A 15,720-nucleotide genomic window follows, 5' to 3' on the forward strand; every position below is an offset into this window, starting at 1 on the left:
AGGCCCGTTAGGGCCTTTTTAGTTGCTATATCTTTCCATCATAGTCGTTACGTTTTGGGCATGTACCCAGAATTTCACGTCGCCCTGACTCTTTAACTTCTTCTAGTATGACGTCAAACCCCCAGAGCCGATACATGTGCTTTAATACTTCGTCGTAGCTATCATCGAGTGGAATACGATCATGTGGGACATATCGAAGTGTCAGTGAGCGATCACCTCGTACATCAACGTTAAAGACCTGAATATTCGGCTCTAAACTGCTGAGGTTGTACTGGCCTGCCAGCTTCTCTCTGATTTCTCGGTAACCCAGATCATTGTGAATCGCGGTGACTTCGATGTAGTTCTTTCTATCATCATCAGTAATAGCGAAGAGCTTAAAGTCGCGCATTAGTTTAGGAGATAGATACTGGCTGATGAAGCTTTCATCTTTAAAGTTTTTCATTGCAAAATGAACTGCTTCTAACCAATCGGTCCCCGCCAGTTCTGGGAACCACTCTTTGTCCTCATCCGTAGGCTCTTCACAAATTCTACGAATATCACGGAACATCGCGAACCCAAGAGCATAAGGGTTGATACCGCTGAAATAAGGACTGTTGTACGCAGGTTGTGCGACAACACTCGTGTGACTATGTAGGAACTCAAGGATGAAGCGTTCTGTCACCAATCCTTCATCGTACATATGGTTAAGAATGGTGTAATGCCAGAATGTAGCCCAACCCTCGTTCATTACCTGAGTTTGTTTCTGAGGGTAGAAGTATTGGCTGATTTTGCGAACGATACGTACGATCTCTCGTTGCCATGATTCTAGCAGCGGTGCGTGTTTTTCAATGAAGTATAAGATGTTTTCCTGAGGTTCAGAAGGGAAGCGAATCTTGGACTCTTCCTGTTCGACTTTACCTTTAGGGACGGTTCTCCATAGATCGTTCACTTGGGATTGAAGATACGCTTCGCGCTCCTCCTGACGCATTTTTTCTTCCGCTATAGAGATTTTCTCTGGGCGTTTATATCTGTCTACGCCAAAGTTCATCAATGCGTGGCAGGAATCGAGAAGCTCTTCAACTTCTTTCACGCCGTACTTTTGCTCACAATCCGCAATGTACTTTTTGGCAAACAATAGATAGTCGATAATAGAGCTGGCATCAGTCCAAGTTTGGAATAGGTAATTGCCTTTAAAAAATGAATTGTGGCCGTAACAGGCATGCGCCATTACCAATGCTTGCATGGTGACCGTATTTTCTTCCATCAGATACGCGATACAAGGGTCGGAATTGATCACGATCTCGTAGGCTAGGCCCATTTGGCCATGCTTATAACCCTGCTCGGTTTGGATAAATTTTTTGCCAAATGACCAGTGATTGTAATTGATTGGCATACCAATGCTTGAATAGGCATCCATCATCTGTTCAGAAGTAATGACTTCGATCTGATTAGGATAGGTATCTAATCGATAATGCTCTGCAACACGCTTTATCTCAACGTGATAGCGTTCGAGGAGATCAAATGTCCAATCTGGGCCATCTGGCAATGTCTTTTTCTTGGTTGGCTTTTTGGTTTTTGTTGTCATAGTGGCCTCCCTAAGCAGTTTCTTTTCTGAAGAGCTCTCGGAATACTGGGAATATGTCTTCAACGCTGCGAATATTCTTCATTGCAAAGTTGTCGAAGGCACCTTCTAGTTTCTCGTACTCATGCCACAAGGTCTGGTGAGAGCGTCGCGTGATTTCGATGTAGGAGTAGTACTGACAATTTGGTAATAGGTTTTTGGTAAGCAACTCACGACAACGTGGAGAGTCGTCGGCCCAGTTATCGCCGTCGGAAGCTTGCGCGGCATAAATGTTCCACTCGCCGACAGGATAACGATCTTCAACGATTTCCTTCATCAGTTTTAGGGCGCTTGAAACTATTGTGCCACCCGTTTCTTGAGAGTAGAAAAACTCATGCTCATCAACTTCTTTTGCCTGAGTGTGATGGCGAATGAATACGACATCAACGTTTTCATAAGTACGGGTCAAGAATAAATAGAGCAGTACGTAGAAACGCTTGGCGATATCTTTGGTTGCTTGGTCCATTGAGCCTGACACATCCATCAGACAAAACATTACAGCTTGGCTGGATGGAATAGGGCGGCGTTCGTAGTTTTTAAATCTTAAGTCAAAGGTATCAATGAAAGGGACGGTGTCGATTTTCCGTCTGAGATCTTTAATTTCCTTCTTGAGTCTTTTTTCTTCCAGTAGTTGAGCGGGTTCACTCATTTTCACTTGATCGAGTTCTTCTTCCAGCTCTTTCAACATACGCTTTTTACCCGCGGTCATTGCCGTCCGACGCGCAAGAGATTGCTGTAAGGATTTTACAATCGCGATGTTGGCTGGCACACCCGCGGTTTGATAACCCGCACGGTGAGTCTTCCACTCTGTAATCTTGTTGATTTGGTTTTTCTCTAGATTTGGCAGCTCCAAATCTTCGAACAGGATATCCAGATACTCATCTTTTGAAATCTGGAAAACGAATTCATCCTGACCTTCGCCATCTGGGCTTGCATCTCCTTCACCGGAGCCACCGCCCTGACCGCCACCTTTAGGGCGTTCGATTTTATCGCCAGTAATGAACTGATCGTTACCAGGGTGGACACGTTCTTTTACACCACCTTTGCCTTGGTGAAAGATTGGTTCTTTGATGTCTTTGTGAGGAATCGCGACATCCTCGCCTGTTTCGGTATTCGTGATTGAACGGCGATTGACTGCGTCTGCGACAGATTCTTTGATTTGTTCTTTATGACGACGTAAGAAACGCTGGCGGTTTACCGCGCTCTTATTTTTTCCGTTCAGTCGTCGGTCAATAAATTGCGCCATGAGTCACCCCTCTTTTGGTACATGCACTTATCAAGAGCATGCATCTTGTTCGCATCCAATAACCTGCCAGAGAATATGCTCCGGCAGGTACTTCATTGGCTCTCCTCTCTCGTTCAGAGGAAGGTTGTCTCAGCTATTAAGATGATTTACGTACGCGTAAATACCATTCCGATAGCAAGCGGACTTGTTTCTCGGTATAGCCTTTCTCCATCATACGAGCGACAAAGTCGTCGTGTTTCTTCTGGTCTTCAGAAGAGGTTTTCGCATTGAAGGAGATAACGGGTAATAGTTCTTCCGTATTTGAGAACATTTTCTTCTCAATGACAGTGCGAAGTTTCTCATAGCTAGTCCAAACTGGGTTTTGTCCATTGTTGTTAGCACGAGCACGAAGAACAAAGTTCACAATCTCATTACGGAAATCTTTAGGGTTACTAATGCCTGCTGTTTTTTCGATTTTCTCAAGTTCGTTATTTAACGCAGAACGGTCGAATAGCTGGCCTGTTTCTGGGTCACGATATTCCTGATCCTGAATCCAGAAATCGGCATAAGTGACGTAACGGTCAAAGATGTTTTGTCCGTATTCAGAGTAAGACTCGAGGTAAGCGGTTTGAATTTCTTTTCCGATGAACTCGACGTAGCGCGGAACCAGATAGCCTTTCAAGAATTCCAAATATTTCTCAGCGGTTTCTTGAGGGAACTGCTCACGTTCGATTTGCTGCTCAATAACGTAGAACAGATGAACTGGGTTCGCTGCGACTTCGGTTTGATCGAAGTTGAAGACTCGAGACAGGATCTTAAACGCGAAACGTGTTGATAGGCCTGACATGCCTTCATCGACACCAGCGAAATCTCGATACTCTTGGTAACTCTTCGCTTTAGGGTCAGTATCTTTCAGGGTTTCACCATCGTAAACGCGCATCTTGGAGAAGATAGACGAGTTTTCAGGCTCTTTAAGTCGAGAAAGAATACTGAACTGCGACAACAACTCTAACGTACTTGGAGAGCACGGAGCTTTCGCCAGTTCAGAGTGATCCAACAGTTTCTGGTAGATCTTCACTTCTTCCGCAACGCGCAGACAGTAAGGCACTTTGACGATGTAAACACGGTCAAGGAATGCTTCGTTGTTCTTGTTATTGCGGAAAGTTTGCCACTCTGACTCATTCGAGTGAGCCAGTATCATGCCGTCGAAAGGCAGAGCTGATAGGCCTTCGGTACCGTTGTAGTTACCTTCCTGAGTTGCAGTTAGTAGAGGGTGAAGCACTTTGATCGGTGCTTTGAACATCTCTACGAATTCCATCAAGCCTTGGTTGGCACGACACAGAGCACCTGAGTAGCTGTATGCATCTGGGTCATCCTGGGAATAATGCTCAAGCTGACGAATATCGACTTTACCGACTAGTGATGAAATATCTTGGTTGTTTTCGTCCCCCGGCTCTGTTTTCGCAACTGCGACCTGATCCAAAATAGAAGGACGCACTTTCACAACTTTAAACTTGGTGATATCACCGCCAAACTCATGGAGACGTTTTGCCGCCCATGGCGACATAATTGAACGTAAATAACGTTTTTCGATGCCATACTCACGTTTAAGCAGTTCGCCGTCTTCACCAACGTCGAATAAGCAGAATGGATGGTCGTTTACTGGGCTTCGTTCGCCGTCTGCTGAAAGCACATAAATAGGCACTTGTTGCATCAGCGCTTTGAGCTTCTCTGCAAGGGAGGATTTACCGCCACCTACAGGGCCGAGCAAATAAAGAATCTGTTTACGCTCTTCTAAGCCTTGTGCGGCATGTTTTAGGTAAGAAACGATTTGTTCTATCGCTTCTTCCATGCCATAGAAGTCTTTGAAGGTTTCATATCGGGAAATGACCCGATTTGAAAAAATTCGGCTTAAGCATGGATCTTGCGCAGTATCGATTAGCTCTGGTTCGCCGATAGCCATCAGTAGACGCTCTGCGGCATTAGCGTAAGCACTTTTATCATCTTTACATAGCGTCAAGAATTCCTGTAAAGATAATTCTTCATCCTTGGCAGCTTCGTAGCGCGCTTGGTAATGGTCGAAAATACTCATAATGAATTCCCCTCTGAACCTGTCTTTATAGACAATCAACCCGCATAGAAAAAACAAATCCTTTCCTATTAAAGACTAGTTGGTTTTTAGAATTTTGCTTAAAAAATATGTGTTTATTTGCAAATTGTGATGTTTGACCACTTGTTGACGATAAGTGGAATTTGAGCCCTGTTAAATGCAAATAAGTTGATATCCTTGGTGTGAATGTATTTTCTTATTGGTATAGTTTTTGCTTATTAAAACAGGTGATTAATCACTCAAGAGGGTGTTGTTTTGGTGTATGGCGTTTCGTATAATGCTACCCAGATGTCCAATCCCATCATAAATTAGGTATTAAATTGAAAACTTCCTGGCTTAAACTAGCGACGGTCACTGCTCTTACGATCGCTCCGCTTGCCTATGCAAAAATTTCTCAATGGTCTTTAGGTGTTGCGGCTTCTTATTCCCCTGCGGTGTACAAAGACACGCCGTCCAATGAAACCGTGATCCCTCTAGTGGGTTATGAAGGTGAGCACTTATTCTTACGTGGGTTTAGTGCTGGTTATCGTCTTTTTCCTGCTGGTTCGCCTCAAAACATCATCTTTCGCGCAGCTTACGATCCACGAACGTTAAAACCGAGTGATTCTGATAATCGCGCTATCCAACAAATGGATGAACGTAAAGCGACTGTTTTAGGTGGAATTAGTTACCAGTTAATCACTTTGGCAGGTGTACTGGAGGCTACCGCTGGCACGGATTTAGGTGGTACTCATAATGGATTATACGCTGAAGCTGCTTGGCGGTTGCCGTTTCGCCAAAAAGGGTGGGGAATTACTCCGTCGATCGGATATGCGTATAACAGTGACAAGATCAATGACCATTTATACGGTGTAAGCGCAGCAGAAGCGGCAAGAGCACAGGCATACGACCCAACTTTTAGTGCATTTGAAGCAGATTGGGATGGTCAGTATTTTATTAGTGCTTCTGCCTATTTGCATATTACGCCGAGTGTACGAGTAACAGGTGGGGTTCGTTATACCAACTTAGAAGGGTCGATTGAGAGCAGTCCGCTTATTGAAAGTGGAGTGACAACATCAGCCAACATTGGCATCGCTTACGTATTTTAGTGAGTTAATATGCGAATAATAAAAAGGGTTGCTCAAGAGCAACCCTTTTATTGTATGCGTTCTGATTAAGCATTGAATATCTGTTTTAACTCGTTGTTGCACAGATGGTATTGACGAGGGCAGTTACGCCAAGTGGTTAGCATGCGGCGGTACTTCTCCAGCATCGGCATCTGGGCGTTAAAATGGTGGTCGCCTTTATCAAATTGTGAATATAGACCTTCAGAATCGACAAGAAATCGTACGTAATTTACATGCTGGGCTTCTGTTGCAATGTCAAAACCTAAGAACATCAGGCGGCGTTGATCTACGTCGGCTTGCTCCACTTCGGATAGCATCTTTGTAGATTCTTGCATTGCGTGGAACATCTCCATGATATCAATGATTTCGCGACATTCTGCCTCTTTCAGACAGCCAAATTCTTTGTCCAGTTCACGCATCTGAAGCCCGTAACCACGCTCAACGATGGTTTGTAAACGACTGTATTTTGCCGCGTTTTCTGGGTCCATTTGAGACATCAAGTAGTACTGGTTAGATAGGATCAAGCGCTGGGCGTTGGTCATTTCCATGGTGGCCTCACTAAAATAATCTAATACATCTTTAATGTGCTTAGGTTATCTTTTCATTACGCACTGAAACATGATCTCAACACATGTTTATTATGAAAAATGTAAAGAAATTTCAGTTTAAATGGTTACTTCTTGTGGTAGTGGTTATAGATGTAATCGCGGTCGGAGAAAACACGTAACCACTCCGGTTTGAATACCGCAAACATTGCCATCGTCATTCCATTGAGCAGGCCTTCTGGGAACGCTAGAAGAGGAACAAAAACCATATAATTGTCGAATATGGTTTCCCAGTCGTGAGTGCCTTGAACGACATGATAGACAGAGTTGATAATAAGGTGAGCACTACCTGTGAAGGCTCCATTGAAAAATCCAGCAACGAAGATGAACACAAAGATGTTTCTCGGTAAGTATTGATAACTTACCAGAAAGACTAAGTAGCTGATTGATATTGGGAGTAAGCAAGAAAATAAGACATATTCAGGTAACTCGCTAAATGCTAATTGTCCAAAGAAGGCCAGTAGCAGCGCAACGACGATTGAGATGGCGTAAGCGCTTCGCCAACCATACATTAACGTTAAAGACGTCAGTGCCAGAAAATGGATTGATAAACCTTCCTTCACTCCTGCTTGTGCTGACCACAAAGCGAACAGTGCAAAAATTACGGCAAATGTCAGGTGCTGAAATCCTCTTTCATCGGAGAGTTTCGGAAGTAATACGCGAAATACATCCTTCCAGATAAAGTTCACTGAGAGCAGTATGAAAAACAATGCAAAGAGTTCGGGAAGTAGCAAAATGACCTCATAAAAAAATACCAACCGCGATCTGGTTGGTATTTTTTATGAAATGTTTAGCAGATGGTATCAATATTTTACGTTTGAGTGATACTGCTCAAGGATTGAAACGATATTGTCCATGGTTTCTTTGGACGGCGGGTTAACGCCTTCTAGAGGATAATCCAGCCCTAGCGCTTCCCATTTGTGGGCTCCTAACTTGTGATATGGCAAAAGTTCGAGCTTTTCAATGTTGTCCATGTCTTTGATGAACTCGCCAAGCATATGTGCAGCTTCTTCATCATCGGTATAACCAGGTACTACGACGTAGCGAATCCATGTTTTTTGGCCAATACGGTGCAAGTAGCGGGCAAAGTCTAAGGTACGTCGATTGGAAACACCAATAAAGTCATGGTGTACTTCGTCTTTCATGTGCTTTAGATCCAGCATGACTAGATCTGTGGCTTCAAGTACTTCATCTATGACTTCGGTATGCTTACGAATATAGCCATTGGTATCGAGACAGGTGTGGATTCCTTCTGCTTTGGCGGAACGGAAAAAGTCGCGGACAAATTCAGGCTGTAACATCGCTTCACCACCTGAGCAAGTAACACCACCACCAGATGCATTCATAAAGTGACGATAGCTTTTCGCTTCGTGAATGATCTCTTCAACCGTGACTTCCTTACCACCATGAGTGTCCCATGTATCGCGATTGTGGCAATACATGCATCGCATTAAACATCCCTGCATAAAGACAATAAAACGAATTCCTGGGCCATCAACTGTTCCACAGGACTCGAAAGAATGGATACGACCGGTTGCTGACATGTGCTCATCTCTAATTAGTGATTTGTTCGTTATTTTATTACAAAAAGTAGGGTTTAAATAGCATTTCAGGTTTTTATCATCAAGATTTTACTGACTAATAAAAAAAGCGCACATAGACTAAAATGTATGTTATAAAAATGTTGCCAAATATGGTTTTTATAATAACTAATAAACAAACAGGCTAGGCAAGTTTTAATTGCATCCGATTGATGTTTAAGGATTTCTTATGGATATGCTTGCGCTATCGCAAAAACAGAAAGTCACACTGTTTTTAATTGTACTGACGATAGGATTTGTCATACTCGCAGTGTTTACCTCCTCTAGGCTTACTCAAATGAGTGAGCAGTATCATTCCAGTGGTGATATTTCTTCTGGCTCCATTTCAATCTATCAGACCCAAAGTAAAATTCTTACCTTAAGTAGTGAGCTGGATAATCTAGAGGGTGCTCAGGTTGCGAAAGCAAAACAAGATATTAGCGATATTGTTGAAGCCGTTAACAATGATGTCGCTTTCCTCAATGTACTGAACCTAAAGAGCTATGCCAACGAACTGGAACAAAGTATAGGAGACTTCCAAGCTGCAGCTAATCCTTGGTTAGAGCTCAAGCAAGAACTTGGTTTTAATATCGATGAAGGCAAGCTAGGGGAATTGAAAAAGCTTGCCAATATTATCGAGCAGAAAATTGCTGAAACTGGGATGGTAACGCTCAACTCAGATTTCCAAGCGATGGTTAAGTCACAACAAAACTACTTACTACAACCGAATGAAGAAAACCTAAAGCTGTTCAATCGTGCCATGGGTGCATTCGAAAGCATGTCCAATGTATACGCCATGTTGGATTTGTATGAGAAAGAGATAGAGCAATATAAAGCGACATTCGTCCGAGTGAGTGAGCTTTCCAAACAATTAGGTAGTGTCGAGCAGCAGCTAATTTCAACCAAGATGCAATTGACTCAATTGATTGCAGCGGTCACAAGTGAATTAGGCGGTATCAGTTCACAGTACCAGCTGTCTGCAGAAAAGTCCTCTGAGCAAACATTATGGTCTATCTTAGTCGCTTGCATCATTCTTGCCGTTTTCACCATAGCTATTTTCATCATGCAGAGCACTTCCTTATCTCGATCTCTGACCAAGACTCGTGAGATTTTGCACAATGTCTCGGCAGGTGATTTGTCGAAACGGATAGCTTTGACTAAGAACCCCAATGATGAATTTAACCAACTGGCGATCAGTATAAATGAAAGCTGTGAAAATTTGGGTGAGCTGGTCTCTGGTGTGCAATCCAGCGGGCAGGCATTGTCTGGCAATGCAGTTGAACTTAACCAAGGCCTAGATATGCTGGCTCATCACCAGTCTGAAGTGCTGGGGCAGACTCAATTATTGGCATCTGCTACAGAAGAAGTCAGTGTGACGACACAAGAGGTGTCTAATTCACTGGAATTTGTATCAGAAATCAGTCGTTCTTCTACTGACTCGGCAGAGAAAGGGGCACAAATCATTGGAGCCGCGATTGGCTCGCTTGAAGAGGTTGGATCGATACTGACATCCGCGGCTGGACATATTCAGCAGTTGGAAGAAGCGTCTTCCAAAGTTGATTCGGTTATGGACATTATCAACGGCATTGCAGAGCAAACCAACCTTCTGGCTTTGAATGCGGCAATAGAAGCTGCGCGTGCTGGTGAGCAAGGGCGTGGGTTTGCCGTCGTGGCAGATGAAGTTCGTAGTTTGGCGGTAAGAACCGTTGATGCGGTCGCCGAAATTTCTGAAACCATAGACACAATGAAAAAAGAAAGTGCTGAAGTTATCCAGTACATTGGTCAATCTGAAACGTCGATGCGAACAGGGCAGGAAAAAGGCCATGAGGCGATGCAAGCACTGCGCACCATTACAGAAAAAGCCGATGAAGCTTCGCACCAGACAGACGTCATCTTTGCGTCCATTAAAGAATTAGCAACGACCAGTCAATCTATGGCAGACAGCATGACTCAAATTTCAAGTGCTATGAAAGAGCTTGAAGAAAACAATGAACAACTACGCTCTGTCAGTCAGGTAGTGGAGCAGAGAGCTGGCAGCCTTAATAGCGACTGCCAGAGGTTTACGATTTAGAAGAAAGCATACAATGCGAGGCCACCTGTGCCGTACATTGAATCTTTTGCTTCTTTGTAGTCAGGAGTTTTCGCTGTAGCCGTAACGGTTGCACCAAAATGCTCGTTATACCAAGCAAAGCCAGCCACTGCGCTGGCTTGTTTTTCTTCTAGTGTTACATCATAGATACTTGGGTTTTCACCGTTGCGATTCGCGTAGTCGACCACACCCGAGCGGTCGCCTTCAATTGTGATGTCGTTAAAGCGGTAGCGAGCTTCAATACCACCAAATATAAACCAACCACCTTGTGAAGCCCCTAGCATACCTGCGCGGAATGGGTTTTCATTATCAATGTTTGCCGCTCCCATGCTTCCCCCTAAGTCCGTTCCCCAACGGAACATGAAGCCTGTTGATACATCACTGCGGAAATTACCAGCGTTCACTTCGGAAACGTTTGAAATCTCCCAGTCTGTATTTGCGATGGCGCGTTCACGCCAAAGATTGAAGTGGCTAAGATAACCAAGGCTACCAACAAACTCGTCATCGACCTGATATGCCCAACCACGAGGTTCATCAGATCCTGTAATTCCGTGAACGATATCTTGTGCTTGATCCGCGAGTGAGCTTTCACCTGTCGTACCTAGCGTAAGATTGAAACGTTGCGCTTGCTGAGGATGAAGGCTGATGTAGTTAAATTCAGTATGGAGATAACCAGCATAAGGTCGGTCATTTACCATTGGTGTGGTGGCATTAATGTCTGACGGTGTATACATTTTGTGGCCAAGTGTAAATTCGTACTTGTCCAGAGAGGCGCCGCCCCAGAATGATAAGCTCATGGGGTTAGTCAACCAATTGGGTGTAACAGCGCCCGAGGTATAGGTGAGAAACAGTCCGTTGGTATAATCCTGATCGACACCAAATACGCCATCATTATCAATTGAAAACGATACGGTTGAGCGCTCGGAAGCTACAGCACTTGAGGCCAACAGTATCAAAGGAAGAGTGCGTAATAGGTTCATTTCAATACATCATTTCTGAATGGAGCCTAGATATTACTCCATATCGTATTCTTCAGAGAGGAAAGAAAGAAAATTGAAATATAAATGTGGCTTGAGTCTAACTTTTGATTTGCTTCGCAATAAAAAAGCCCCGCTTAATTAAGCGGGGCTTTAAAGTCAATCAACCAAACTTATAGTGATTCGGTGAAAGTACGTGCGATAACGTCTTGTTGCTGTTCTGCAGTCAGAGAGTTAAAGCGTACAGCGTAACCAGAAACACGAATAGTTAGCTGTGGGTATTTTTCAGGGTGCTTAACAGCGTCTTCTAGAGTATCGCGGTTAAGTACGTTCACGTTTAGGTGCTGACCACCTTCGATACCTGCTTCGTGGTGGAAGTAACCGTCCATCAGACCAGCAAGGTTAGCACGCTGTGAAGTCTCTTCTTTACCCAGTGCGTTTGGCACGATAGAGAAGGTGTAAGAAATACCATCTTTCGCGTGAGCAAACGGCAGTTTACCAACAGACGTCAGAGAGGCTACCGCACCTTTTTCATCACGGCCGTGCATTGGGTTTGCACCTGGAGCAAACGGAGCACCTGCGCGACGACCGTCTGGCGTGTTACCTGTTTTCTTACCGTATACAACGTTAGATGTAATAGTAAGGATAGACTGAGTAGGAACAGCATCGCGGTAAGTCTTAAGCTTACGGATCTTGTTCATGAACACTTCTACCAGTTCACAAGCGATGTCATCTACGCGAGCATCGTTGTTACCAAATTTAGGGTAATCGCCCTCGATTTCGAAGTCGACTGCAACACCATCTTCGTCACGGATTGGCTTCACTTTCGCATGTTTAATTGCAGATAGTGAGTCAGCTGCGATAGATAGACCGGCAATGCCACAAGCCATAGTACGGTAAACGTCACGATCATGTAGAGCCATAAGCGCAGACTCGTAAGAGTACTTGTCGTGCATGAAGTGGATGCTGTTTAGGGCAGCCACATACTGCTTCGCTAGCCAATCCATGAAGTGGTCAAGGTTGTTCCACACTTCGTCGAAGTCTAGTACTTCTGAAGTGATCTTAGGCATTTCTGGGCCAACTTGCATCTTCAGCTTCTCATCAACACCACCGTTGATTGCATAAAGCATAGTTTTCGCAAGGTTAGCACGAGCACCGAAGAACTGCATTTGCTTACCAACAACCATTGGAGATACACAACAAGCGATTGCGTAGTCGTCTGACTCCATGTCTGGGCGCATTAGATCGTCATTTTCGTACTGGATTGAAGAAGTATCGATAGATACTTTCGCACAGAACTTCTTGAAGCCTTCAGGTAGCTGCTCAGACCATAGAACAGTGATGTTCGGCTCTGGAGAAGGACCCATAGTGTATAGAGAGTTTAGGAAACGGAAGTTAGTACGAGTAACTAGTGTACGACCGTCAAGACCCATACCACCCATAGATTCTGTCGCCCAAATTGGGTCGCCAGAGAATAGGTCATCGTACTCAGGTGTACGTAGGAAACGAACCATACGTAGTTTCATTACGAAGTGGTCGATCATTTCCTGAGCTTGTTCTTCAGTGATCTTACCTGCAGCGATATCACGCTCGATGAAGATATCTAGGAACGTAGAAGTACGACCTAGAGACATAGCCGCGCCGTTTTGAGACTTAACAGCCGCTAGGTAGCCGAAGTAAGTCCACTGGATAGCTTCTTGAGCAGTTTCAGCAGGACGAGATATGTCACAACCGTATTTCTCAGCCATCACTTTCATTTGGCCAAGTGCGCGGTGCTGCTCAGCGATTTCCTCGCGAAGCTGCATAGTCATTTGAAGATCTTCGCCATTCTCAAATTTCTCTTGTAGAGAAGCGAATTGAGCTAGCTTGTCTTTAATTAGGAAGTCGATTCCGTATAGAGCTACACGACGGTAGTCACCAATGATACGACCACGACCGTATGCATCTGGAAGACCAGTCAGAACACCAGATTTACGACATTTTAGGATGTCTGGAGTGTAGATATCGAAAACACCCGCGTTGTGTGTTTTACGGTAATCTGTGTAGATTTCTTTGATCTTAGGATCGAGCTCACGACCGTAAACCTTACAAGAACCTTCCACCATACGAATACCACCGTTAGGGATGATAGCGCGCTTTAGTGGGGCGTCAGTTTGAAGACCAACGATCGTTTCCAGATCTTTGTTGATGTAGCCTGCATCGTGAGCAGTGATGGTAGAGATAACTGAAGTATCAAAATCAACAGGTGCGTGAGTCGCGTTTTCCTGTTTAATACCTTCCATTACCTTTTCCCAAAGCTTATTTGTTGCTTCAGTACCTTCAGAAACAAGGAAAGATTCGTCGCCTTCATAAGGTGCATAGTTCTTTTGAATGAAATCACGAACGTTTACTTCGTTTTGCCAGTCACCTTCAGCAAAACCTTCCCAAGCTTTAGCAAATTGCTCTGCCATGACATACCTACCTTTTTAGTAGAAAAAACACGTACCTTTCTAACCATTGAGCTAGTTAGCTTTCCTTTACAGGAGCGGTACACTCTTTATGAATAACAATATGTATAGTCTCTAAAATCGATCATTGTGTGCGTTTTAAACTATAAATATTGTCACTAACTTTTACATGGTTTCTTATTAACTTGGTTTCAAGGTTAAACTAAAAAAAATTTGCAAACCTTAAACTAAATCAATAAATCCTCAAAAAAGTCGATAAAAAGAGGGTGGCATAGCTTGCCACCCACAATTTTTTTGAATTCCTATAGCCAGGCTTTAATACCGTATTGGCCTTCAAGCATACCCACTGCCAGCATCGCAATTAGACAGATAACAAGTACGCCTACTGGAATGACGATTTTATCGACGAAAGACAGGCGAGCTGCACGTTCTTTATCACCAATCAAGCCATTGTTATCCAGAAGCATAGTCAATGCCCAAGCCAATACTGGGTTAACGACAGCAGAACCAAAGATACAGATACCTGCGGCTTGGGAGTCTTTCGAGTCTTTAACCATCTGCATACCAGCTTCAAGTAGAGGCAGCGATACACCAACAAGCAATGCTACACGCATCACAGGTGGCCATACAGCGATGTCCATCGGGAAGCCAAGAATTGCAATGATCATCACTAATAGGCCAAGAAGGATTGCACCGCCTGGGATAGGACGTTTCGCAATCGCAGCTGGGATCATGTAAGTGCCCCAAGATGACGTAATATTACCGCCACCCACGGCTGTACCAACCATCTGACGAACAGAACACATGGTCATGGTGTCGTCTACATCCATCAGTACTTTTTCTGTCTTCTTAGGGTAGTTCAGTTCTTGGAAGATACGATGACCTAAGAAATCAGGAGACCACATAGCGACAGCCAGAATGGCGAAAGGTAGTGACGCAATGAAGTGTTCCATGTTTGGTAGCCCAAGCATCCAACCTTCTTCGGTACTGCCCCACCAGTAAACTGGGTTCAGGTTCGGTAAGCCAGTTTCTGTGACGAACTTGATGTCGAAGCCTGCGCCAAGCACGAGTGCAATCGCTAAGCCTGTAAATGCACAAACGGGAATAGCAAGCCAACGTTTGTTTACTTTTGCCAAGAACGCATAAAGAGCGATGGTTACGGCCAAGACAATCAGACCAACATAGCCCATGCTACCTGCGGCTACTGTGTCCGATTGAAGACCTACAGCCCAAGCTTGGATAGAGTTTATCTGGCTCATAGTGCCGGTGAGGCCCAGGAATATCAGTAATCCACCTGCAGTACCTTCTGACGTGAGGTTTACTAACTTGGATCCACCTTTCAGGAAGCTCAGCAGTAAACCGAAAACACCGATCAGGATAGCCAATGCAAGAGGGTGTGCGCCAGCTAAAGCGATGGTGCCGATAAGAGGAATCATTGGCCCGTGGTTACCTGCGAGGTTTGCTTTCGGGTTGATGAAACCAGACGCCAATACACAGAATAGAAGGGCAGGGATGAGCATTTCTACTCGTGCCACCTCGATAGCGAAGTCCTTACCTAGGTTGATGTGATCCCAAGCAGCGGTCAGGCCTTCAGCCCAAGACATCATCACCGCTGAGTACATCGCGATAATGCCGATAGTTCCTGCTAGCGCGGGTACTAAGTCTTCGAGCTCGAAACGGAAGTCACGACCAGGTAAGTTTAAACCGAAGCGACGAGGCTTCATGATCTGAAGTTCATGATCTAGATAATCTGAACGGCTCTCAAATTCGGAAGCTGGGCGGTGCAGCTCACGATAGCTCTTGTTTTCGATATCCGAATCAGAGTGCGGTTTATTGACTGCGTCTGACATAGATTCCTCATATTCTAAAAAGTTAATGATTCTTCAAAGAGTCGCCCGTAATTATTGTGGGTGGGCGATCTTATAAAAACCTGACTTAGCGTCCTGCATTTGGGTCCTTGAGCTATCGTCTGTGGAGCGCA

The 15,720-nt window shown here is 44.4% G+C and carries 11 protein-coding genes; 2 read left to right on the forward strand and 9 right to left on the reverse strand.

The genetic code is table 11. The features are described 5' to 3' along the window. Positions 1–25: 25 nt before the first annotated feature. The 3 genes from IX95_RS17140 to IX95_RS17150 all read right to left on the reverse strand — a co-directional run bounded on the left by IX95_RS17140 (position 26) and on the right by IX95_RS17150 (position 4,917). Positions 26–1,564, reverse strand: coding sequence for a SpoVR family protein (locus IX95_RS17140; RefSeq protein ID WP_038162281.1), 1,539 nt, complete (start codon positions 1,562–1,564; stop codon positions 26–28). 10 nt (positions 1,565–1,574) lie between these two features. Then, complete coding sequence (locus tag IX95_RS17145; RefSeq protein WP_038162283.1) at positions 1,575–2,846, reverse strand: YeaH/YhbH family protein; 1,272 nt, start codon at positions 2,844–2,846, stop codon at positions 1,575–1,577. Between the two features lie 136 nt (positions 2,847–2,982). Beyond that, a complete protein-coding gene (locus IX95_RS17150) occupies positions 2,983–4,917 on the reverse strand; it encodes a PrkA family serine protein kinase (RefSeq protein WP_006959053.1) in 1,935 nt (644 codons plus the stop codon). Positions 4,918–5,255: 338 nt separating this feature from the next. On the opposite strand from IX95_RS17150, the gene IX95_RS17155 reads away from it, so the two are divergent. Beyond that, complete coding sequence (locus IX95_RS17155) at positions 5,256–6,023, forward strand: MipA/OmpV family protein (RefSeq protein ID WP_038162285.1); 768 nt, start codon at positions 5,256–5,258, stop codon at positions 6,021–6,023. Positions 6,024–6,088: 65 nt separating this feature from the next. Here the strand turns inward: IX95_RS17155 and IX95_RS17160 are convergent, their stop codons facing one another. The 3 genes from IX95_RS17160 to pflA form a co-directional block, all read right to left on the reverse strand. Beyond that, complete coding sequence (locus IX95_RS17160; RefSeq protein ID WP_006959051.1) at positions 6,089–6,589, reverse strand: YfbU family protein; 501 nt, start codon at positions 6,587–6,589, stop codon at positions 6,089–6,091. Between the two features lie 125 nt (positions 6,590–6,714). After that, complete coding sequence (locus tag IX95_RS17165) at positions 6,715–7,380, reverse strand: energy-coupling factor ABC transporter permease (RefSeq protein ID WP_038162287.1); 666 nt, start codon at positions 7,378–7,380, stop codon at positions 6,715–6,717. A 69-nt stretch (positions 7,381–7,449) separates the two neighbouring features. Beyond that, the gene (gene pflA, locus IX95_RS17170; RefSeq protein ID WP_038162289.1) at positions 7,450–8,190 is read right to left on the reverse strand and encodes a pyruvate formate lyase 1-activating protein; all 741 of its coding nucleotides are present in this window, start codon (positions 8,188–8,190) and stop codon (positions 7,450–7,452) included. Between the two features lie 226 nt (positions 8,191–8,416). Here pflA and IX95_RS17175 point away from each other — a divergent pair, with 226 nt between their 5' ends. Next, positions 8,417–10,297: a methyl-accepting chemotaxis protein gene (locus IX95_RS17175; protein WP_038162291.1), complete on the forward strand. Its 1,881-nt coding sequence runs from the start codon at positions 8,417–8,419 to the stop codon at positions 10,295–10,297. Here IX95_RS17175 and IX95_RS17180 read toward each other — a convergent pair. The 3 genes from IX95_RS17180 to IX95_RS17190 all read right to left on the reverse strand — a co-directional run bounded on the left by IX95_RS17180 (position 10,294) and on the right by IX95_RS17190 (position 15,589). Further along, positions 10,294–11,295 carry a lipid A deacylase LpxR family protein gene (locus tag IX95_RS17180; RefSeq protein WP_038162293.1) on the reverse strand — a complete coding sequence of 334 codons (1,002 nt, stop codon included), beginning with the start codon at positions 11,293–11,295 and terminating at the stop codon, positions 10,294–10,296. The genes IX95_RS17175 and IX95_RS17180 overlap by 4 nt on opposite strands. A 170-nt stretch (positions 11,296–11,465) precedes the next feature. Further along, positions 11,466–13,742 carry a formate C-acetyltransferase gene (gene pflB, locus IX95_RS17185; RefSeq protein WP_006959046.1) on the reverse strand — a complete coding sequence of 759 codons (2,277 nt, stop codon included), beginning with the start codon at positions 13,740–13,742 and terminating at the stop codon, positions 11,466–11,468. 299 nt (positions 13,743–14,041) lie between these two features. After that, entirely contained in the window at positions 14,042–15,589 is a 1,548-nt protein-coding gene (locus IX95_RS17190) for a DUF3360 family protein (RefSeq protein ID WP_006959045.1), read from the reverse strand. Between the last annotated feature and the right edge of the window lie 131 nt (positions 15,590–15,720).

Origin of the sequence: Vibrio sp. B183, from assembly GCF_000740665.1 — a bacterium.
GTDB lineage: Bacteria > Pseudomonadota > Gammaproteobacteria > Enterobacterales > Vibrionaceae > Vibrio > Vibrio coralliilyticus.

Bases quoted from the DNA above. Each gene is read 5' to 3' on its own strand.
- IX95_RS17160 (WP_006959051.1), bottom strand. From the start codon at position 6,589: ATGGAAATGACCAACGCCCAGCGCTTGATCCTATCTAACCAGTACTAC.
- IX95_RS17145 (WP_038162283.1), bottom strand. From the start codon at position 2,846: ATGGCGCAATTTATTGACCGACGACTGAACGGAAAAAATAAGAGCGCG.
- IX95_RS17150 (WP_006959053.1), bottom strand. From the start codon at position 4,917: ATGAGTATTTTCGACCATTACCAAGCGCGCTACGAAGCTGCCAAGGAT.
- IX95_RS17180 (WP_038162293.1), bottom strand. From the start codon at position 11,295: ATGAACCTATTACGCACTCTTCCTTTGATACTGTTGGCCTCAAGTGCT.
- IX95_RS17140 (WP_038162281.1), bottom strand. From the start codon at position 1,564: ATGACAACAAAAACCAAAAAGCCAACCAAGAAAAAGACATTGCCAGAT.
- pflA (WP_038162289.1), bottom strand. From the start codon at position 8,190: ATGTCAGCAACCGGTCGTATCCATTCTTTCGAGTCCTGTGGAACAGTT.
- IX95_RS17190 (WP_006959045.1), bottom strand. From the start codon at position 15,589: ATGTCAGACGCAGTCAATAAACCGCACTCTGATTCGGATATCGAAAAC.
- pflB (WP_006959046.1), bottom strand. From the start codon at position 13,742: ATGGCAGAGCAATTTGCTAAAGCTTGGGAAGGTTTTGCTGAAGGTGAC.
- IX95_RS17175 (WP_038162291.1), top strand. From the start codon at position 8,417: ATGGATATGCTTGCGCTATCGCAAAAACAGAAAGTCACACTGTTTTTA.